Annotated in this window: 21 protein-coding genes; 14 read left to right on the top strand and 7 right to left on the bottom strand. The window is 65.7% G+C overall.

The window, feature by feature from the left end; translation table 11 throughout:
- The first annotated feature begins 114 nt into the window (after nucleotides 1–114).
- The 8 genes from I3J27_RS17620 to aat all read left to right on the top strand — a co-directional run bounded on the left by I3J27_RS17620 (nucleotide 115) and on the right by aat (nucleotide 7,592).
- The gene (locus I3J27_RS17620; protein ID WP_270171771.1) at nucleotides 115–981 is read left to right on the top strand and encodes a DUF1236 domain-containing protein; all 867 of its coding nucleotides are present in this window, start codon (nucleotides 115–117) and stop codon (nucleotides 979–981) included.
- Between the two features lie 260 nt (nucleotides 982–1,241).
- Nucleotides 1,242–1,709, top strand: coding sequence for a type II 3-dehydroquinate dehydratase (gene aroQ / locus I3J27_RS17615; RefSeq protein ID WP_270171769.1), 468 nt, complete (start codon nucleotides 1,242–1,244; stop codon nucleotides 1,707–1,709).
- A gap of 37 nt (nucleotides 1,710–1,746) precedes the next feature.
- Nucleotides 1,747–2,235: an acetyl-CoA carboxylase biotin carboxyl carrier protein gene (accB, locus tag I3J27_RS17610; protein ID WP_270171767.1), complete on the top strand. Its 489-nt coding sequence runs from the start codon at nucleotides 1,747–1,749 to the stop codon at nucleotides 2,233–2,235.
- A gap of 96 nt (nucleotides 2,236–2,331) precedes the next feature.
- Nucleotides 2,332–3,690 (top strand): acetyl-CoA carboxylase biotin carboxylase subunit, encoded by a 1,359-nt coding sequence (gene accC, locus I3J27_RS17605; RefSeq protein WP_270171765.1) that lies wholly within the window; start codon nucleotides 2,332–2,334, stop codon nucleotides 3,688–3,690.
- 104 nt (nucleotides 3,691–3,794) lie between these two features.
- On the top strand, nucleotides 3,795–5,312 hold the full coding sequence (locus I3J27_RS17600; RefSeq protein WP_270171763.1) for a sensor histidine kinase: 1,518 nt from the start codon (nucleotides 3,795–3,797) through the stop codon (nucleotides 5,310–5,312).
- Nucleotides 5,309–5,749, top strand: a complete 441-nt coding sequence (locus I3J27_RS17595) for a response regulator (RefSeq protein ID WP_270171761.1) — start codon at nucleotides 5,309–5,311, stop codon at nucleotides 5,747–5,749. The genes I3J27_RS17600 and I3J27_RS17595 overlap by 4 nt, the downstream gene beginning before the upstream one ends.
- Nucleotides 5,746–6,849, top strand: coding sequence for a sensor histidine kinase (locus I3J27_RS17590; protein WP_270171759.1), 1,104 nt, complete (start codon nucleotides 5,746–5,748; stop codon nucleotides 6,847–6,849). Before I3J27_RS17595 ends, I3J27_RS17590 begins: the two co-directional genes overlap by 4 nt.
- A gap of 62 nt (nucleotides 6,850–6,911) precedes the next feature.
- Nucleotides 6,912–7,592, top strand: coding sequence for a leucyl/phenylalanyl-tRNA--protein transferase (gene aat, locus I3J27_RS17585; protein ID WP_270171752.1), 681 nt, complete (start codon nucleotides 6,912–6,914; stop codon nucleotides 7,590–7,592).
- A 36-nt stretch (nucleotides 7,593–7,628) separates the two neighbouring features.
- Here the strand turns inward: aat and I3J27_RS17580 are convergent, their stop codons facing one another.
- On the bottom strand, nucleotides 7,629–8,669 hold the full coding sequence (locus I3J27_RS17580) for a DUF2155 domain-containing protein (protein ID WP_270171751.1): 1,041 nt from the start codon (nucleotides 8,667–8,669) through the stop codon (nucleotides 7,629–7,631).
- A gap of 209 nt (nucleotides 8,670–8,878) precedes the next feature.
- Between I3J27_RS17580 and lipP1 the strand changes: the two genes are divergently transcribed.
- Both lipP1 and I3J27_RS17570 read left to right on the top strand, forming a co-directional pair.
- Nucleotides 8,879–9,826, top strand: a complete 948-nt coding sequence (gene lipP1, locus I3J27_RS17575; protein WP_270171750.1) for a LipP1 family hormone-sensitive lipase — start codon at nucleotides 8,879–8,881, stop codon at nucleotides 9,824–9,826.
- Between the two features lie 13 nt (nucleotides 9,827–9,839).
- A complete protein-coding gene (locus I3J27_RS17570; protein WP_270171749.1) occupies nucleotides 9,840–10,844 on the top strand; it encodes a Na+-dependent transporter in 1,005 nt (334 codons plus the stop codon).
- Here I3J27_RS17570 and I3J27_RS17565 read toward each other — a convergent pair.
- The gene (locus I3J27_RS17565; protein ID WP_270171748.1) at nucleotides 10,841–11,782 is read right to left on the bottom strand and encodes a GlxA family transcriptional regulator; all 942 of its coding nucleotides are present in this window, start codon (nucleotides 11,780–11,782) and stop codon (nucleotides 10,841–10,843) included. The two genes, I3J27_RS17570 and I3J27_RS17565, sit on opposite strands and share 4 nt — an antisense overlap.
- 94 nt (nucleotides 11,783–11,876) lie before the next feature.
- On the opposite strand from I3J27_RS17565, the gene I3J27_RS17560 reads away from it, so the two are divergent.
- Nucleotides 11,877–12,563 (top strand): DJ-1/PfpI family protein, encoded by a 687-nt coding sequence (locus I3J27_RS17560; RefSeq protein WP_270171747.1) that lies wholly within the window; start codon nucleotides 11,877–11,879, stop codon nucleotides 12,561–12,563.
- A 409-nt stretch (nucleotides 12,564–12,972) separates the two neighbouring features.
- Here I3J27_RS17560 and I3J27_RS17555 read toward each other — a convergent pair whose 3' ends face one another.
- Nucleotides 12,973–13,380 (bottom strand): NADH:ubiquinone oxidoreductase subunit NDUFA12, encoded by a 408-nt coding sequence (locus tag I3J27_RS17555; protein WP_270171746.1) that lies wholly within the window; start codon nucleotides 13,378–13,380, stop codon nucleotides 12,973–12,975.
- A 247-nt stretch (nucleotides 13,381–13,627) separates the two neighbouring features.
- Here I3J27_RS17555 and I3J27_RS17550 point away from each other — a divergent pair, with 247 nt between their 5' ends.
- Nucleotides 13,628–14,275: a BA14K family protein gene (locus I3J27_RS17550; RefSeq protein WP_270171745.1), complete on the top strand. Its 648-nt coding sequence runs from the start codon at nucleotides 13,628–13,630 to the stop codon at nucleotides 14,273–14,275.
- A gap of 45 nt (nucleotides 14,276–14,320) precedes the next feature.
- Here the strand turns inward: I3J27_RS17550 and I3J27_RS17545 are convergent, their stop codons facing one another.
- From I3J27_RS17545 to I3J27_RS17530, 4 genes are all read right to left on the bottom strand, one after another.
- Nucleotides 14,321–14,569, bottom strand: coding sequence for a hypothetical protein (locus I3J27_RS17545; protein ID WP_270171744.1), 249 nt, complete (start codon nucleotides 14,567–14,569; stop codon nucleotides 14,321–14,323).
- Nucleotides 14,569–14,898: a hypothetical protein gene (locus tag I3J27_RS17540; RefSeq protein ID WP_270171743.1), complete on the bottom strand. Its 330-nt coding sequence runs from the start codon at nucleotides 14,896–14,898 to the stop codon at nucleotides 14,569–14,571. The genes I3J27_RS17545 and I3J27_RS17540 overlap by 1 nt, the downstream gene beginning before the upstream one ends.
- An 83-nt stretch (nucleotides 14,899–14,981) precedes the next feature.
- A complete protein-coding gene (locus I3J27_RS17535; RefSeq protein ID WP_270171742.1) occupies nucleotides 14,982–16,121 on the bottom strand; it encodes a helix-turn-helix transcriptional regulator in 1,140 nt (379 codons plus the stop codon).
- Between the two features lie 228 nt (nucleotides 16,122–16,349).
- The gene (locus tag I3J27_RS17530; RefSeq protein ID WP_270171741.1) at nucleotides 16,350–16,505 is read right to left on the bottom strand and encodes a hypothetical protein; all 156 of its coding nucleotides are present in this window, start codon (nucleotides 16,503–16,505) and stop codon (nucleotides 16,350–16,352) included.
- 441 nt (nucleotides 16,506–16,946) lie between these two features.
- Between I3J27_RS17530 and I3J27_RS17525 the strand changes: the two genes are divergently transcribed.
- Both I3J27_RS17525 and I3J27_RS17520 read left to right on the top strand, forming a co-directional pair.
- Nucleotides 16,947–19,751 (top strand): autotransporter outer membrane beta-barrel domain-containing protein, encoded by a 2,805-nt coding sequence (locus I3J27_RS17525; RefSeq protein ID WP_270171740.1) that lies wholly within the window; start codon nucleotides 16,947–16,949, stop codon nucleotides 19,749–19,751.
- A gap of 115 nt (nucleotides 19,752–19,866) precedes the next feature.
- On the top strand, nucleotides 19,867–20,214 hold the full coding sequence (locus I3J27_RS17520; RefSeq protein ID WP_270171739.1) for a helix-turn-helix transcriptional regulator: 348 nt from the start codon (nucleotides 19,867–19,869) through the stop codon (nucleotides 20,212–20,214).
- Nucleotides 20,215–20,288: the final 74 nt, after the last annotated feature.

The raw sequence follows: 20,288 nt of genomic DNA, 5'->3' as shown, positions 1-20,288 counted from the left end.
ATCTCGCGTTTAACAAACTAATGCCTGGGAACCGCCCAGGTTCAGGAACAACTCAAATCTCCTTTCGTTGTCGGCGCGGGCAATGACGCAAAGAAACACGTGAGGAGAATTTCGATGTTGAACCGCTTTATGATCTCGGTTGCCACACTCGCGCTCGTCGCGGGCACCGGTCTGGCGAACGCACAGGGCAATATGGGCCGCGATAGCGGCGGTGGCGCCGGCGGCGCGCAGACGCAGCACTCGCAGCCTTCCGGCGGCGCGGCTGAGCGCGGCGGCTCGATGGGCCGCGACTCCACGCACGAGAAGGGCACCGTCGGCCAGTCTGGCGGCGCGATGAAGCCCGGCGGAGCCGCTGAAGAGAAGTCGTCCGGCGCGATGGAGAAATCCGGCGGGATGGACAAGTCCGGCACGATGAACAAGAACGCCGCTGACGAGAAGGCCGGTGCAGCGAAGGGCGAGCGTGCCCAGAGCACACAGGACAAAGCCACTCAAGACAAGGGCACGCACGACAAGTCCGCGCAGGACAAGTCCACGCAGGACAAGTCGAAGAGCATGAGCTCGGACTCGACGACCAAGGACTCGACCACCAAGTCCGGCACCAAGGACATGAAGGCCGAGGACAACAAGGCCGGCGGCGCTGCCAAGAGCAACAATGCCGAGAACCGTCCGGCCACGACCGACAGCAAGTCTCAGACCACGACCGGCGCCGCCTCCGCCACCGCGACGGCCGCACCGCCCCCCGAGAAGCGGTCCGAGATCTCCACGGCGATCAAGTCGACCAAGATCGAGGAGACCACGAACGTCAACTTCAACATCTCGGTCGGCACGACGATTCCGGCGTCCGTCCGCTTCCATCCGCTCCCGCCCCGGATCGTGGAAATCTATCCGGAGTGGCGCGGCTATGACGTGATCTTCGTGCACGGCCAGTACATCATCGTTCGTCCGCAGACGCGCGAGATCGTGTACATCATCGAAGGCTAAGCCGCCTCGCGAAAGCCAGAATGAGCCCCTGCCGGGAGACCGGCGGGGGCTTTTGGCCTATCATGGCGGCCCGCCGTGCCTCGTCCCGTCCGCCAGACACCGTTCGGACTGGTTAACAAGCAATTTCCGTGGCTTCCACACAGGTTTTTGCACCCCGGATGAGGTGTCTCAAGCCCCCTGGGAGGTCCTTCAAGGCTTCCCCTCACGCGCTTTGTTACCTATAACCCCCGCCACGCCGAAGCACCTCTTGCGGGATTGGAATGGCCGAACCAGCAACCGACACCATCCTCGTTCTCAACGGGCCGAACCTCAATATGTTGGGGACACGCGAGCCCGAGAAGTATGGCCATGCGACGCTGGCCGACGTCGAGACGCTGTGCCGGGACACGGCGGCGGCGTTCGGCCTCAAGGCCGACTGCCGGCAGTCCAACCGCGAGGGCGAGCTGATCGACTTCATCCACGAGGCGCACGCCCGCAAGATGAAGGGCATCATCATCAATGCCGGCGGCTATTCGCACACCTCGATCGCGCTGCACGACGCCCTGCTCGCGGTGCAGATCCCGACGGTCGAAGTCCACGTGACCAACATCCACGCTCGCGAGAGTTTCCGTCACCACTCCTACACCGCACGCGCGGCCTTCGCCTCGCTCTGCGGTTTCGGCATCGAGGGCTACCGTCTCGCCATCCAGGGCCTTGCCGCCAAGCTCGGCATCAAGCCCAAAGCCTGACGCTCCCTCTTCACACAGAACATTCGGATCGAACAACATGGCGCGCCAGCCAGACGACAAAGCAGCCGCAAAGTTTTCCAGCGAGGATTCCGCGCTCGTCCGCGAGCTCGCCTTGCTGCTCGATGAGACCAGCCTCACCGAGATCGAGATCGAACGTGCGGGCTTGCGCCTGCGCGTGGCCCGCAACATCAGCGTCGCCGCGACCATGCCGATGCCGATGGCAGCCGCTCCCGCCGCCCTGCCGGCGGCGGCCGCCGCGCCCGCTGCCGCCGCGTCCGATTTGTCGAAGCATCCGGGCGCCGTGACCTCGCCGATGGTCGGCACCGCCTATTGGGCGCCGGAGCCCGGCGCCAAGCCGTTCATCGAGGTCGGCAGCAAGGTCTCGGTCGGCCAGACGCTGCTGATCATCGAGGCCATGAAGACCATGAACCAGATCCCTTCGACGCGCGCCGGCACGGTGACGCAGATCCTGGTCGAGGACGGCCAGCCGGTCGAGTACGGCGAGCCGCTGGTGATCATTGAGTGAGGCGAATGGGGAGTAGCGAATAGCGAATGGTGTCACCGTTCTCTACTCGCTATTCGCCACTCGCCATTCGCACCTTTCTATTCGCCCCGAGGCACCATGTTCGACAAGATCCTCATAGCCAATCGCGGCGAGATCGCCCTTCGCATCCTGCGCGCCTGCAAGGAGCTCGGGATCGCGACCGTCGCCGTGCACTCCACCGCCGACGCCGACGCCATGCATGTGCGACTGTCAGACGAGAGCGTCTGCATCGGACCGCCGCCGTCCAAGGACAGCTATCTCAACGTGCCCGCGCTGCTCGCGGCCTGCGAGATCACCGGCGCGGATGCCGTGCACCCCGGCTACGGCTTCCTGTCGGAAAACGCGCGCTTCGCCGAAATCCTCGGCGAGCACAATCTGCATTTCATCGGCCCCAAGGCCGAGCACATCCGCCTGATGGGCGACAAGATCGAGGCCAAGAAGACAGCCAAGCGGCTCGGCATCCCCGTTGTCCCCGGCTCCGACGGTGGGGTCGGCCCCGATGACGACGCGATGGCGATCGCGAGGAAGATCGGCTTCCCCGTTCTGGTGAAGGCGGCCGCCGGCGGCGGCGGGCGCGGGATGAAGGTTGCGCAGAGCGAGGCCGATCTGCAGCTCGCGCTGTCGACGGCGGCCAACGAAGCCAAATCCGCGTTTGGCGATGCCTCCGTCTACCTCGAAAAATACCTTCAAAAGCCGCGCCACATCGAGATCCAGATCCTCGGCGACGGCCGTGGCGGCGCGATCCATCTCGGCGAGCGCGACTGCTCGCTGCAACGCCGCCACCAGAAGGTCTGGGAAGAAGGTCCCTCGCCCGTGCTGGCCGCCGCCGCGCGCGCCAAGATCGGCGAGACCTGCGCGAAGGCGATGCGCGAGATGAAATATCTCGGCGTCGGCACCATCGAATTCCTGTTCGAGGACGGCGAGTTCTACTTCATCGAGATGAACACCCGCATCCAGGTCGAGCATCCCGTCACCGAGAGCATCACCGACATCGACCTCGTGCTGGAGCAGATCCGCATCGCCGCCGGCGGAGACCTGCCGGCGCGACAAGACGAAGTCCAGGTCATCGGCCACGCAATCGAGTGCCGCATCAACGCCGAGCATCCGCAGACCTTCCGGCCCTCGCCCGGCCGCATCCAGCAATACCACCCGCCCGGCGGGCTCGGCGTGCGGATCGATTCCGCCGTCTACCAGGGCTACACGATCCCGCCCTATTACGATTCGCTGGTCGGCAAGCTGATCGTGCACGGCAAGACCCGCGCCGAATGCCTGATGCGGCTGCGCCGGGCGCTGGACGAGATGGTGGTCGAAGGCATCGAGACCACGCTGCCGCTATTCCGCGCGCTGGTGCGCGAAGACGACATCATCAACGGCGATTATCACATCCACTGGCTGGAACAGTACCTGGCCGGCAAGGCGGAACCTGCCCCCAGATAACCCTCTCCTCCATGGAACCCTTTGGCCGCAATCGCGTTTGGGGGATGGCGACAGTTCCAAGGGGGCGGCTTGAATTCCACTGGACTCGATAAGGCGAGGCCGTCGTGACAGCCGAGGCGCACCGACGGCGCGCATTTTGGCAGATCCTGCTGATCGCGGCGGGTCTTCTGGTGCTGACCGTGATCAGCGCCGGCTCCGTCTACCTCGTCAACAAGGCGAGAGAAGACAGCAAATGGGTGATCCACACCATCGAGGCGGAGAACCAGATCAACGCCCTGCTGCTGGAAATCCGGCGTGCGGAGAGTAGCGCCCGCGGCTTTCTCCTGACGCAGGGACCGGATTTCCAGTCGGATCACGAGAAGGCCGTCGCATCGATCATTCCGGCGCTCGACAAGCTCACGCGCCAGATCGGCGATAATCCGGCGCAACGCGAGAACATCGAGAAGCTGAGTGCCGCGATCGAGCTTCGGCTCGACCAGTTCTCGCGCGAGATGAATTTCGTCAAGCAGGGTCAGCCCGAGCAGGCCACGGCGCTGATCCGCGAGGCCGCCGCCGGCAACACCACGACCACGATCGGCAACCTTGCCAACGCGATGATCCGCGAGGAGGAGCGGCTGTTCCGGATTCGCACCGCCAACTCCGACCGGAGCCAGACGCTCGCGGCCTCGATGACCGGCATCGGCTCCGGCCTCGTCGTGCTGCTCGCCCTGATCTCGACCTGGCTGGTGCGGCGCTCCGCGCGCGCCCGTGACGAGGCCGAAGCACGGATGCGCGATGCCAACGCTAATCTGGAGGCAGTTGTCGATGAACGAACGGCGGATCTGCGCGAAGCCAACGACGAGATCCAGCGCTTTGCCTATATCGTCAGCCATGATCTGCGCTCGCCACTGGTGAACATCATGGGCTTCACCAGCGAACTGGAGGAGCTCGGCGGCGACATCTTCCGCCGCATTGGCGGCCTCACCCATGTCCCGGCTGATGGGCCGCCGCCGGCCGACGGCCAGATCGCGCTCGAAGGTCCCGACCAGCAATTGTCGGCGGATTTTTCCGAAGCCCTCGGCTTCATCAAGTCCTCGATCGCCAAGATGGACCGCCTGATCTCGGCCATCCTCAACCTCACCCGCGAGGGCCGGCGCGAGTTCCAGCCGGAAAAGGTCGATACGCGCGAGCTGATCGAGGCCATCGTGACGACGCTGGCGCACCAGGCGTCCGAGGCGCAGGCCGAGATCCACGTCGAACCGCTGCCAAATCTCGTCAGCGACCGCCTTGCACTGGAGCAGATTTTCTCCAATCTGATCGACAACGCGATCAAATATCTCAAGAACGGTGTTCCCGGCGAGATCAGAATCCGGGGGCGCACCAAGCTTGGATACGCTATCTTCGAGATCAGCGATAACGGCCGCGGCATCGATCCGAAGGACCATCAGCGGATTTTCGACCTGTTCCGCCGGGCGGGAACCCAGGACAAGCAGGGTCAGGGCATAGGTCTTGCGCATGTGCGTGCACTTGTACGCCGCCTCGGAGGCACGATGTCGTTATCATCGGAACTGAATGCGGGCAGCACCTTCACCATCACGCTGCCCATCACCTGGAACGCCAGCAACCGGAACGCCGACAAATGACATTGCCCGTCACCATCATCATGATCGAGGACGACGAGGGACACGCCCGGCTGATCGAGCGCAACATCCGCCGCTCCGGCGTCAACAACGAGATCGTCTCCTTCGCCAACGGCACGGACGCGATGAGGCACCTGTTCGGCGCCGACGGCAGCGGCCTCGTGCAGAAGGGCAACGCGCTCCTGATCCTGCTCGACCTCAACCTGCCCGACATGACCGGGATCGATATCCTGAAGCAGATCAAGGAAAACAAATATCTGAAGGCCTCGCCCGTGGTGGTGCTGACCACCACCGACGACTCCCAGGAAATCAAGCGCTGCTACGAGCTCGGCTGCAACGTCTACATCACCAAGCCCGTCAACTACGAGAATTTCGCCAACGCCATCCGGCAACTCGGCCTGTTCTTCTCGGTCATCCAGGTCCCGCCCGCCGCCTCATGAACCAGCACACACCAACACTGCTCTACATCGACGACGACGCGGCACTGGCGCGCCTGGTCGATCGCGGCCTGACGCGGCGCGGCTACAAGGTCATTCATGCCGCCAGCGGCGAGGAAGGCCTGGAGCGCATTCGCCGCGCCGGGACCGACGGCGGCATCGACGTCGTGGCGCTCGACCAGTACATGCCCGGCCTCGACGGCCTCGAGACGCTCGAGCAGATCATGGCGATCCCGGGCGCGCCGCCGGTGGTGTTCGTCACCGCCTCGCAGGATTCCAGCATCGCGGTCACGGCGTTGAAGGCCGGCGCGGCCGATTATCTCGTCAAGGACGTCAAGGGCGACTTCATCCCGCTGCTTCACGTCGCCGCCGACGGCGCGCTGCGCCAGGCCGAATTGCAGAAGGCGCGCGAGGAAGCCGAAGCCGAGATCCACGCCTCGCGTGACCGCTACGCGGCGCTTGCCGCCGAACGTGAGCTGTTGCTGCGCGAGGTCAATCACCGCGTCGGCAATTCGCTCCAGATCATTGCCTCGCTGCTGCATCTTCAGGCGAACTCCGCGGGCCAGGAAGAGGTCAAGGCGGCACTGACCAATGCGATGGGCCGCGTCGCCGCGGTCGCGCAGGTGCACCGCCGCCTCTACACCTCCCAGGACCTGAAGAGCGTGGTCCTCAACCAGTATCTGGACTCGCTGCTCGAGGATCTCCGCCGTTCTGCCGAAGGCAACCGGATGTCGCGCCTGACGGTGAAGGCGGAAGCCATCGAGATCGATCCGGACCGCGCCGTCGCCGTCGGCATCATCGTCAACGAGCTGGTGATGAATGCGGTGAAATACGCCTATCCCGATGGCGCCGGCCCCATCCATGTCGAGCTGACCTCGCGGGCCGACGATCTGCTGCTGACGATCAGCGATGACGGCGTCGGCGATAAGGTCAAGGCGGATCCGCGCTCCACCGGCATGGGCCAGCGTATCGTCGCGGCGATGGCGACCAAGCTGGATGCCACCGTCGAGCGTGACCCCGCCCATTCAGGAACGCGCATCATGCTGAAGTTCCGCCGCGTCCCCGCAGCCCCCGGCAAGACCAACAGCGCCGCCGCGGGCTGACGCGCGATTGCACGGGTCCTGCCCCCATCGCAACCCCACCGCGATCCTGCTATGGTCGCGCCATGAATTCGCGCGACTCCGCCTCGTCTGAAATCACGCCGGCCGTGCTGCTGCGCGCCTATGCCTGCGGCATCTTTCCGATGGCCGAGAGCGCCGACGATCCGACCCTGTTCTGGGTCGAGCCGGAATTGCGCGGCGTCATTCCGCTCGAGGGATTTCGCGTGGCCTCGCGGCTCGCGCGCACCGTTCGTTCGGATGTGTTTCGCGTCACCGTCAACACCGCGTTCAAGGCGACCATCGCCGGCTGCGCCGCGCCGCAGGCCGGCCGCGAGGACACCTGGATCAACAAGCGCATCCGCGACCTCTATGGCGGCCTCTACGAGCTCGGCCATTGCCACAGCGTCGAGGCCTGGCAAGGCGACGACCTCGTCGGCGGGCTCTATGGCGTGAGCCTGGGACGCGCCTTCTTCGGCGAGAGCATGTTTCACGCCGCGCGCGATGCCTCCAAGGTCGCGCTGGTGCATCTGGTCGCGCGGCTGATCCACGGCGGCTTCGAGCTGCTCGACACGCAATATGTCACCGAGCATTTGAAGAGCTTCGGCGCGGTCGAGATTTCGCGGCGGCGCTACACCGCACTGCTCGACAAGGCCCTCGCCGGCGATCCCGGCGACTTCCTGAGGCTCTCGGCCGGCGACGCGATCCCGGGCGCACGCGCGCTCGAGATCATCGCCGCAAAACAATAGTCGGAGAGATTGCCGCCCGAACCGGGGGGATTTGGTCTAGCGCCCAAACCCCGGAATACCGAACAGACCCGGCTGCTGCTGGGGCGGCGGCGGAGGTGGCGGCGCCGGTTGCTGCTGCTGGATCGGCGGCAAGGGCTGCGGCGGACGCTGCTGCACCTGTTTTGGCGCAGCCTTCTTCTGCGCCGGCGGCGGTGGCGCAGCCGGCTTGCTCGCGGGATCGGGCGCGGCGGTGGCAATGGTCTGCTGCGGCTCTTTGCAGTCGGTCAGCCAGATGTCGTAGATCGGGTGCTCGACGCCGTGCAGGCCGGGGCTTGCCGCATACATCCAGCCGGAAAAGATGCGCTTCACCTCGCCCTGCAAGGTGATCTCGTCGACCTCGACGAACGCGTCGGTGTTGGTGGCTTCCGTCGCGGGCCGCGTGTAGCAGGCGTCGGTCTTGACCCGGAGCGCGCCGAACTGGACGGTCTCGCCGATCTCCTCGTCGAAATTGATGATGCGCCCGGTGATCTTGTCGAGGCCGGAGAAGGTCGCCTTCTTGTTCACGATCTTCTGGGCCGGCGGCTCGGTCACGACCTCATCGCCCGGCTGCAGGCTTGCCGGCGTCTGCGGCACGGCACCGCCCGGCCCGCCCTTCTGCTGGGGCTGACGCTGACCGGGTGCACCCGGGGCGCCTTGCGGATTGGGCGGTGTGATCGCCGCGGACGGCGGCTGGTTCGGCGGCGCGGCGGAAGAGCCCGGCGGCGGCGCCAGCGGCTGGGTCTCGACCGGCCCCGGCATCACATTCCCTTGCCGGCCTGGCGGCGGCGGCATCGGGCGCGAGGGCAGCACGCGGCCCTGCGGCGGCAGCTCGGGGACCTCTTCGTCGTCGTCGGGAATCTGCTGCGGTTGCGGCTGGCCACGCGGAATGTTGCCGGGCGGCCGCAGCGGCGGGGGATCGGAGAAGATCGTGCCGATCTGCGCCCGGGCCGGCGTCGCAACCGTCAGTGCGGTGGCGGCCAGAAGCGCCGCAAGACCTGTCAGGGTAAAGGTTCGAAACATCTCGCGCGGCTTCAACAGCGAATCGGGCTTGTTGGACATTCTACAGGGGTTACTACCGCCGCTCGCAGGCCATCCGGTTAACACGGGGAATACGGCGGGGGAAGGGCGGCAACCCTGCCCTTCCAGGCCCGGTCTGGCCAGATCGGCCCCTGGATGGGATAGTCGGAAGACCCTTCCCCGGGGCCGGGGCGGCGCCGCCCCCGAAAACGACGTCCAACCATAACTGGAAACCCAGAGGCCGCTGCCCCATGTCCGTCGTGCTCGATCCCGATGCCGCCGCCGTCTACCAAGCGTTCCAGGAGGCAGGCCGGCCCGCCTACGAGACCCTGACCGCGCCGCAAGCCCGCGCCTATTACGCGCAGGCGCGCTTTGCGACCAACCCCGAGCCGCCGGAACTTGCGCGCATCGCGGAGCTGGCCATCCCCGCGCCGCACGGTGCGATCCCCGCCCGCATCTACGAGCCGAAGGCGCCGCGCCGGCACGATGGCCTGTCGCCGGCGCTGGTGTTCTTCCACGGCGGCGGCTGGGTGATCGGCGATCTCGACTCCCATGACGTCGTCTGCCGCCAGCTCGCGGTCGAAGGCGCCCTGATCGTGATCTCGGTGGATTACCGCCTCGCGCCCGAGCACAAATTTCCCGCCGCCGCCGATGACGCCGTCGCCGCCACAAAATGGATTGCCGCGCATGCGCGCGAGCTCGGCATCGACGCCTCGCGCCTTGCAATCGGCGGCGACAGCGCCGGCGGCAATCTCGCGGCTGTCGTCGCGCTCGCCGCGCGCGATGGCGATGGCCCCGCGATCGCAGGCCAGGTGCTGATCTACCCCGCCGTCGATTTCGCCATGACGCATGGCTCCCATCGCGAACCGGAGACCAGCGTGCTGCTGACGCATTCGGTGATCCGCTGGTTCCGCGACCACTATCTCAATGGCGCCGCCGACATCCACGACTGGCGCGCCTCGCCGGCGCGCGCGAAAAAGCTTGCCGGCCTGCCGCCGGCCTATGTGCTGACCGCCGGCGCCGATCCCCTGCGCGACGAAGGCGACGAATACGCCGAGCGGCTGAAGCAGGCCGGCGTGGCCGTCGCCACCAGGCACTATCCCGGCCAATTCCACGGCTTCCTCACGATGGGCAAATTGCTCAATCAGGCCAATATCGCCGTGAGCGAGATCGGCGCGTGGTTGAAGGGATTGGGCTGAAACGCCGTCCCTCATGCCTCCCGCTCATCAAACCATCTTCGCCCTCCCCCTGCGCGCCCTGACATGGCTCGGCAGCCAGGGCACTCGTGCGGTAGCGGCCGTCGTGTTCATCGCGGTCGCGATGCCGCCGCTCGGCGCAGTGCTGCGGCCCTACGTCACCGAGGCGATCCTCGTTCTGCTCTGCATCTCCTTCATGCGGGTCGATCTCGCTGCGCTTTACAGCCATCTGCGCCGGCCCGCGCTGGTTGCGACCGCAACGGCCTGGACCACCATCGGGGTGCCGCTGATCGTCGGGCTGATCGTCCATGCAACCGGCCTTACCAGCCACGCGCCCGGCCTCTCGCTGGCCTTGATGCTCCAGAGCATGGCCTCGCCGATGATGGCCTCGCCGGCGCTGGCTGCGCTGATGGGCCTCGATGCCACGCTGGTACTGGTCACGCTGGTGACCTCGACCGCGCTGGTGCCGTTCACCGCGTCGCTGTTCGCAAGCCTCTTCCTTGGCGACATGCTCAGCATCACGCCGTCGACGCTCGGCCTGAAGCTGCTCGGCATCCTCGCGGCATCGCTGCTGGCCGCCACCATCATCCGATGGATTTTCGGTGCCGCCGCGATCCAGCGTCACAAGCAGCCGATCGACGGCTTCAACATCATCATCCTGCTGGTGTTCGCCTCCGCGGTGATGGGCGACGTCGCCAGCGACCTGATGACCCAGCCGATGTTCACCATCGGCCTCGCGGCGCTCTCATTCGCGATCTATTTCACGCTGCTCGCAATCACCACGCTGCTGTTCCGCCGCATCGGCTATGAGCGCGCGCTGGCGCTTGGCCTGATGGTGTCACAGCGCAATCTCGGCCTGATGCTGGCCGCAACCGCCGGCGCGCTGCCGCCCACCACCTGGCTCTATTTCGCGATGACGCAATTTCCGATCCACCTTGCGCCATACATGCTGACGCCGATCGCGCGGCGATTGACGGCGCGAACGGATGCACCAAGCGCGGCCGCAAGCAGCACGCCTTAGCCCGCGCGCGCCGCACGCCGCAGCGCCTGCGGCGGCTGGCCGAAGGCGCGGATGAAGGCGCGGCGCATTCTTTCAGGGTCACGAAATCCCGTAGCTTCTGCGACGAGCTCGATCGCCTCGCGCGAAGACTGCACGCGCTCGCGTGCGACTTCAATGCGCAGCCGTTCGATGGCTTTCGACGGTGTCGTGCCGGTCTCCGCGGCAAAGGCGCGCGCAAAATGCCGCGCGCTCATGCCGGCGCGGTCGGCGAGATCCTCGACCGTCAGCCGGGCGTCGAGGTTCTCGCGCGCCCAGGACAGCAGCGCGCCGAACCGGCCGTTCGGCGTCTTCAATTCCAGCAGCGAAGAGAATTGCGACTGGCCGCCGCTGCGGCGATGATACAGCACGAGCTGCCGCGCGGTCGCTTGCGCGATCTCCTCGCCGTGGTCCTCGGTCACCATCGCGAGCGCGAGATCGATCCCCGCGGTGATCCCGGCCGACGTCCACACATTGCCGTCGCGGGTAAAGATCCGGTCCGGCTCGAACTTGACCTTCGGATAACGCGCGACGAATTCGCGCGTCCGCCCCCAATGCGTGGTGGCGCGGCGGCCATCGAGCAGGCCCGCCTCGGCCAGCACATAGGCGCCCGAGCAGACGCTCGCGACCCGCACGCCGCGCCGCGCCAGCCGCTGCACGAAGGCGCGCGTGACCTCGCAGCGCGCGGCGTCCGTCACGCCCGCGCCGCCCGCGATCACCAGCGTCGTGATCGCATTCGCCGACTTGAAATCGCGCGCCATCATTTCCACGCCCGACGAGCTGCGCACCGGCCCCGCATTCACCGCCAGCACGCGGATGCCGGGCGTCGTCTTGCCGGTGCAGCGCGCCGCGATCTCGAACACCGAGATGGGACCCGCCGCATCGAGCAACTGGAAATCCGGGAAGATCAGGATGCCGATCATGGTCATGTCCGAAACTGAGGGAAATACGCCATTTTGGACGGAATGGCATCATGACAGGCTGCGTCCGTCAAGCTCATCGTTGGAGGATCTGCCCATGTCGTCGCCGCTCCAGATCGGACTCCTGGTGTTTCCGCGCGTCACCCAGCTCGACTTCACCGGCCCGTTGCAGGTGTTCTCGTCCGTGCCCGGTGCAAAGCTGCATTTGATCTGGAAACGGATCGAGCCGGTGCCGAGCGACTCCGTACTGACGCTGACGCCCACCACGACATTCGCCGACTGCCCGCAGCTCGACGTGCTCTGCGTGCCCGGCGGAGGCGGCACCAACGACCTGCTCAACGACGAGGAGGTGCTCGCTTTCCTGCGCAAGCAGGCCGAAGGCGCCAAATATGTCACCTCGGTCTGTACGGGATCGCTCGCGCTCGGCGCCGCCGGCCTGCTCAAGGGCTATCGCGCCGCCACCCATTGGAGCGCGATGGAGATGCTCGGCCAGTTCGGCGCAACGCCGACCAGGACCCGCGTCTGCGTCGACCGCAACCGCATCACCGGCGGCGGCGTCACCGCAGGGATCGATTTCGCCCTGACGCTGGTGTCGATCATGGTCAATCGGACGACGGCGGAGGCGATCCAGCTCCAGCTCGAATACAACCCGGCTCCGCCGTTCAATTCAGGCTCGCCGGACACCGCGCCGGCCGAGGTGCTGGCATTGCTGAGGGAACGCGGCGCGCAGAACCAGGCGCGCCGTCTCGAAGCGGTGAAGCGCGCGGCTGAGCGGGTGATGTAGCTTTCGTGTCCCGGACGCGCTGTAGCGGGCAGCGCTGCGCTGCGTCCGGGGCACGCGACCTGCGGGCTGGCCTGTCAAAGAAAAAGGCCGCCCGGTTTCCCGAGCGGCCTTTCCTGTCTTACGGCGGCTGCACATTCCATCGGGCGATTTCGGAGCTTCCAGACCGGGGGCCTATCTCCCGATCGAGTCCTGGTCGGCGGCCGCTGCATCTCGGGACAGTCGCGAACTGTTGCCCGAACCGAACGCGATGGTTTCCCATCTCCGTAAGATGGGACCATTGAGCCGCATCACCGGCGACACGGCAACAGGCACGCAGGCAAAATCCCCGTTCTTCCCGTTGTCCACAGCGGCGTGAGGCGGATGCGGATGCATCCAGTCAGGCGATGACGATTCGCGTCGGCTGAGGGGCCTAGCCAGGCGTCCAGGGCTGATAGTCGCCGGTCGCCTTCGGGCGCTTGCCGCTAGCGAGCGTCGAGCCGGAGGGACGGTAGGCGTTGGCCGTGCCGGTGAGATTGGGCTGGTGCGGCTTTTCCCACTCGCGCGGCTGATAGTTGGCCTCGGTCGGCGGAGCGTCGACGACGTGATGGATCCAGCCGTGCCAGGACGGCGGGATGCGGCTCGCTTCGGCATAGCCGTTATAGATGACCCAGCGCCGCTCGAATCCGAGGGTCGGATCGATCGCCCCGCCGCGGGTACGATAATAGAGGTTGCCCTGCTCGTCCTGGCCGACCAGCTCACCATACCGCTTGGTCCACAGTTGGGTGCCAAAGGTCTGGCCACTCCACCAGGTGAAGAACTTGAGGAAGAATTGTTTCATGCGGCAAGGGCCCTGCTTCGTGAGGCCCTGATGCCATCCGGGCGGCGAAATGTCCAGTTCGGCGGCGGCGGCCGTGCCCCGCGCAAATGCACCGTCCCCGGCACGACCAACGCCGCAAATGGGGCGCGATCCGTTCATGCCGGGTACAGCAGCCGCGTGGAAGTCTACTCCCCCACGCGCACACCGGCGTGAACCCAGGAACCGCAGGCCTTTCGAGCGGTTTGCTTCCGGGAAAAGGAGTTTGACCATGAACAGTCTGAGAGTTCTAGGTGCCGCGGCAGCCGTGGCATTGGTTCTTCCGCTCGCGACGCCGAGCTTCGCCCAGGGCCGTGGCGGCCACGGCGGTGGCGGTGGCGGCGGGGCTCATTTCGGCGGTGGCGGCGGCGGTGCCCACATCGGCGGCGGTGGCGGCGGCGCCCATTTCGGCGGCGGCGGCGCCCGCATGGGCGGCGGCAGCTTCGCCGGCGGCGGTGCACGGTTCAGCGGTGGCGGCGGCAGCTTCACGTCCGGCGCAGCAGCAATCCGTCCGAGCACGGGAACCACGTTCAGCGGCGGCGATCGCCGCGGCTTCGCGACCGCCGGCAGCACCTGGCAGGGCGGCGGCGGCAACTGGCAGGGTGGTAGTGGCTGGCATCACCATCGGCGCGGCGGCTTCTGGCCCGGCTTCGCAGCCGGCGCTGCGATCGGCGGCCTCGGCTCGTACGCCTATTATGGCGGCGGCTATTACGACGACCCCTACTACTACGGCGACAGCTACTATGATGAGCCGACAGTGGCGGTGGTCCCCGATAGCGGCGGCGACTCGTCAGCTTACTGCGCGCAGCGATACAGATCGTATGACCCGGCCTCGGGCACGTATCTCGGCTATGACGGCCAGCGTCATCCCTGCCCGTAAGGCGGACCGAACGATCGATGAATCGACACTGGGCGGCGCCGGCGATTACCGGCGCCGCCCATGCGTTTTGACGAGCCGCCCGCAATTCTCCAGCTTGCGATAGAGCTCCAGCCAGCGTCGCTCGCGCGCCGTCAGCGGCTCGCCCTCGAACGACCATGCCGGACACCCCTCCTCGTCGAGCGGTGCGGTGGCCTCGAGCCTTTCGAACTCGGCAAGTTCGTCCAGCGTCGGACGAACCGCGGTGGAGACGCCTCGGCACGTGAGGCGGCCGGTCCCGCGCGATGTCCCGGGCATCAGGCGATCCCCGACCGGCGCGGCAGATAGCGGTGCGAATTCGCCGCGCCCGGACGTGGATCGCCGTTCGAATTCGCCGCCCCCTCGCGCAACGCCCCGATCAGCCTGACGATGTTCACCGGAATCAGCGCGCCATGGAGGATGGCGATCGGCGCGAGATGAAGCGCGAAGGCGTAGGCGAGGAAGGCGAAATTGCTGCAGAGCGCGACCAGCCGCAACGGGACCATGCGGCGCATATAGAAGGTCAGAAACACCAGCGACGAGGCAATGTATCCGGCCACTTCCACCCACTGCACGGCAGACCTCATTGCGATTTCATCCGGCGGCATCGGCGCACCAACGACCAGACCTGCTTCGACGCGAGATTTAGCGGATCGGCACATCTGCCGTCATCACCCTGCCGGGTGATGCATCACTGTTCCGGGTCCATGTCCCCGATCCGCACGCTGCCGATCGCGGCGATGAGGCCGGCGAGCTCGGCCTGGCGTGCGGTTGCGGTCTTGGCGAAGACGCGGCGCAGATGCGTCTTGATGGTGTTGGGCGAGAGCCCGAGCGACTGGGCGGTCTCGATCGTCGTGTTGCCGGACGACGACGCGAGCGCGACCCGCGCCTCGGCGTGGGTCAGACCGTAGGCATCCATGATCTGTCCGAGCGGAATCGATCGCCGCTTGGCGGGATCGACCACGAACAGCAGCACCGCCGCATCCTTCATGCCGGCATCGGACAATCGTCCGAGATCCTTGCTCCGGATCGCGGCGACCAGGATGGTCAGGAGCCGGCCGTCGAGATGGCGCGGCAGGCTCATCGTGCCGCCGGCGGCCCCTCGCAGCGCGCCTCGGATCAATTGGTTGAGGCGCTGCGAATGCGCCGGCGAATGGGTCGCGATCGACTGATGCAGCCGCAATGATCCCTCCTCCGCCATCTGTCGCACGGCAGCATTGGCGAAAAGCACCCGCGCCTTGCGGTCCAGCACGACGACACCGTCGGCGAGGCGGTCGAGGACATTGAATGCTGCGTGCTGCATGGCCAGATAGCCGTCAATCCTGAATCCGAGCGTCACCGACCGCCGCAGATGCGGCGACAACCATTCCAGGAATCGCTGTCCGTCGGAATCGAACGGTCCCCGCCGCACGCTGCGGCACATGTTGAAGGCGGCACGGAAATCATCGCGTGCCGCGAGCGCCATCATTCCGTTGTGCGCGACGCCCTGCGGCTGCAGCACCTCGTCGTAGAACGCCGTGCGCTGGAGCTCCGCCAGCGGAATGGCTTCATCGGACTGCACCAGTCGCCCCACCGCCTGGGTCTCCATGTACTGCGACCACGGATTTTGCATGTGCCGCCGCTGATAGGCGTCGTTGCACTCCTCGTTCAGGCGGCCGTTGAAGTCGAAATAGACGCGCCCCGCGGTGACGGACTGGCCGAACAGGATGCCGCCCTCGCTTTGCGTCAGATCGGCGATCGCCGTGAGCGCATGGCGCCACAGATCGTTCTCGGCCGCGGCATCGTAGATGAGATCGAGCATTTTCTCGATCTTGTCGCCGGAGAAATTCACTGCACTCCCCTCACCGAAACACCGGCAGGCTGCCTGCTCCGTGCCATCCTAGGAGATCATATGAAGATACGGCGGCTCATGGCGCGACGCCTCACCCATTCGGGTGAGGGTCGCGTCCAATGTTCGGTCATATCCCGGTCCAGGTCTCAATCGCGTTCGACCCGGCTCGTCATTTGCAATTCAGCCGCGATGTCGTAGGCAGCGCGGACACATGATCAAATGGAAAGATCAGCCGCCGTTGCGGATCGCAGCCGTCGTCTGCAAATCTGCGGGTGCATCGGAGCCAATCGCCCGGGCATGATCCGCGATCCGGTTTGTCCTGAGATCGTAGAGCGAGACGCCGATCAGCAAGACGGCAAAGATCAGAAAGTCGATAACGCACATCGCGCGCGCCCATCGTCGGTAGACCGCGCGATCTCGTCCGGGTCGAGACCGGTTCGTCACTGAACGCGAACCGGGCATGGCAAATCTGGTCATCTTGGCACCTCCCACAACCAGGACGCGATCGCGTCCTTCTGCGAGCGAGATCTCCGACCAGCCCGACCGGGATCACGATCCTGCAATACGTCGGGCCGAGATCGCGCGTCATCATCCTGTCGGGTGAGGCGCGCGCGTGAGCCACCAATTCACTTCACACATCGGTATGGATTCCAACAAGTCTCCACAGTGAGTGTGCTTTGAGCGCCACGGTTGCCGCGCAAGCTGCGCAGCATCACCCGGGTGGGCGACGCGGCGAACGCGACCAATCGATATCCACGGCACGGAGATTCAAACTCATGAGAGTCGCGGCGACGGAGCTCAGTTGTGAAAAGAATGGGAAGAACGATGCAGCGGTCGATCCGAGCCGCCGGCAGCGCCTGCGCCGGCCCCAAGGCGGAACGCGTACGCGGCTCCGTTTCGCGCTTCGCAGGGCCGCTGACGATTTCAGCGGCAATTTTGTGGGGAGGCCCAGCCTGGGCCGACTGCACGCCGGCGTCCGCCAACAACGTGACGGCCACTTGCACTGGCACGACTGTCAACCAGGGTTCAGGCGCGCCGGGAACAAGCGCCGGCACCGACGGCTATGGCTCAGGTGCGGAGACCGGCATCACCGTCAACGTCGCTGAGGGTGCGACGGTCAGCGGAACTGGAGGCGCATTCCCGACGGGAATACTGGTTTCAACGGGAACCATCAACAACGGCGTCGGCTCGACTGTGATCGGGGCGCGGACCGGAGTGAACTTCGACTCGGCCACGCTCACCAACTCCGGCGCCATCACCGGCACCAGCCAGACAGGGATTCTCGTCAACGTTGGCGCGACCATTACGAACTATGCAAGCGGCACGATTACCGGCGGCCAATATGCAATCGGGGGCGGCACCGGAACAACCAACATTGCAAACTACGGCGCTATCACGGGGCTTACAGCTTGGGGCATTAGCGGTACCACCGTCACGGTCACCAACTATGCCGGCGCGAACATCACCGGTCCACTCTGGGGGATCTCGGCCTCAGATACCGTCTCCGTCAACAACTCCGGTACCGTTACCGGTAACCTGGCATTCGGCGGCATCGGTGTCATTGGCAACAACGGCGTAACCGTCACCAACAATGCCGGTGGCAGCATTACCGGCAGCCTTTATGGTGTCTATACCAACGGCGCCGGCGCGGTCTCCAATGCCGGTACAATCACAGGCGCGAGCGGGGCCATCGTCTTCGGCAGCGGCGGCTCGTCGGTCTTCAACGCCGGCACTATTAGCGCTACCAGCGGCTCCACCGCGATCCAGTTTAGCGGGAGCGGCAATACGCTGACGGTTGCACCGGGCTCGACCATCTCGGGCAACGTGATCGGCACCGGCAGCGATGCATTCCAACTCGGCGGCAGCGGCTCAGGGGTCTTCGACATGTCGCGGCTTGGTCCCGCGCAATACGGCGGCTTCAGCACATTCAACAAAGTCGATAATTCAACCTGGGCCGTGACGGGCTCCAGTGTCTTCACGGGTGCAGTGAACGTCACCCGCGGGACGCTCCTTGTCGACGGCGATCTTAACGGCGCAAGCGGCACTACCGTGAATGCCGGCGGCACATTGGGCGGCAGCGGCATCGTCAACAACGTCCTCGTCAACGGTGGTGCGCTCTCGCCCGGCAACGGGATCGGCACGCTGACGGTGTGGCACGGGCTCACCTTCAGTGCAGCAGCGACTTACTTGGTTGAGGTCTCGCCCTCCAGCGCAGATCGCACCAACGTCTCGGGCACGGCCACGCTGGGCGGCGCCACCGTGCGGGCGGTATTCGCGCCCGGAAGCTACGTCGCAAAGCAATACACGGTCCTGAACGCCAGCCTCGGCATCAGCGGCACGTTCAGCTCGCTCGTCAACACAAACCTGCCCCTCAATTTCAGCTCGGGCCTGAGCTATGATGCCAACAACGTCTATCTCGACCTGACGCTAAACTATGCGCTGGACAGCCTGAGTTCGAACCAGCGCAACGTCGCAGGCGCGCTCACGAACTTCTTCAATGCGAACGGCAGCATTCCCGCCGTGTACGGCACCCTGACGTCGACCGGCCTCACCCAGGCTTCGGGCGAAGCTGCCACCGGCAGCCAGCAGGCCACCTTCAACGCCATGAACCAGTTCATGGGCGTGCTGACCGCCCCCTTCATTGCCGGACGCGGCGAGACCGCGACGCCGTCCGGCACGTCGTCTTTCGCGGCCGGCGATACGCGCCGCGGAACATCCCGGCCGGAACGCGATGCCTATGCCCTGATGTTCGCGAAGGCTCCGATCGCGCAAACCCACGATCCCCGCTGGAGTGTATGGGCGGCCGGCTTCGGCGGCTCGCAGACGACCGACGGAAACACCTCGCTCGGCAGCAACAACACGACGAGCAGCCTTGCCGGCGTCGCGGTCGGCGCCGACTATCGCTTTTCTCCCGACACTGTTGCAGGCTTTGCACTTGCGGGCGGCGGCACCAGCTTCTCGGTCGATAATGGCGGCTACGGCCGATCCGACCTGTTCCAGGCAGGCGCGTTCGTTCGGCATAAATCCGGTCCCGCCTACGTTTCGGCTGCGCTTGCCTACGGCTTTCAGGACATCACCACCGATCGGATCGTGACGATCGCCGGCGCCGACCGGTTGCATGCCGCGTTCAATGCGAATGCCTATTCGGGCCGCATCGAAGGTGGCTACCGGTTCGCGACATCCTGGCTTGGCGGCTTGGGTCTCACCCCCTACGCCGCGGGTCAGTTCACCACGTTCGCCCTGCCGGCCTACGCAGAATCAGCCGCGGTGGGGACCCCGGCCTTCGCGCTCGCCTACGCTGCGAAGAGCGTCACCGACAGCCGCAGTGAGTTGGGCGTGCGCGGTGACAAGTCCTTCGCCGTGCCCAATGCGATCCTGACGCTGCGCGGCCGGCTCGCCTGGGCGCACGATTTCAATCCGGATCGCTCGATTGCCGCGACATTCCAGGCCCTGCCGGGCGCGGCCTTCGTCGTCAACGGCGCGTCGCAGCCGCACGACTCCGCGCTGACAAGCGCCTCTGCTGAAGTGAAGTGGATGAATGGCTGGTCCGCTGCGGCGACGTTTGAGGGCGAATTCGCGGATACGGTTCGCAGCTACGCGGGCAAGGGTGCGATACGCTACGCGTGGTGAACCCCATTCTTCTGTCCGGCGCTGTCTCGGCGATGGGCGGCCGCGATGCCTTCACAGAACCGACATCTACGCCGACCTCTTCGCGCCCCAGCGGATATGGAACCGCTCGGCGGCGATGATCTTGCGCGAGCGGGGCATTTTTGCCCCGCTGATTCTTCAAGGCCCGGTCGGCTCCGAACCACTGACTCCAGCCGGGTCTGAAGAACTGGCCTTCTTTCTTGCCCACATGACGCAGGCGGCTGCGATTTTTGGACTCACGCCGGCCGAGACGCGTGTTGCCTTGGCCGTCGGCTCCGAGACGGTCGGGGGCGAAGCGGCAAATTATCTCAACCTTTCGCAAAATACTGTCAAAACGCATCCTGGAAATATCTTTGCCAAGACCGGCACGCGCGGCCAGGTCGAGCTCGCGCGCCTGCTCACGATCATCGGCCAACTCGGACAACGAAGGGCGCCGCCGTCCTGACCGGCCATTGATCTCCGCCAGAAACTTTATGCACCGCGCCGTGCATATCTACCACGACCCAATCCCAAATTGAC

It is taken from the genome of Bradyrhizobium xenonodulans, assembly GCF_027594865.1.
Lineage (GTDB): Bacteria > Pseudomonadota > Alphaproteobacteria > Rhizobiales > Xanthobacteraceae > Bradyrhizobium > Bradyrhizobium xenonodulans.
This window is presented reverse-complemented; position numbering and strand designations above follow the sequence as displayed.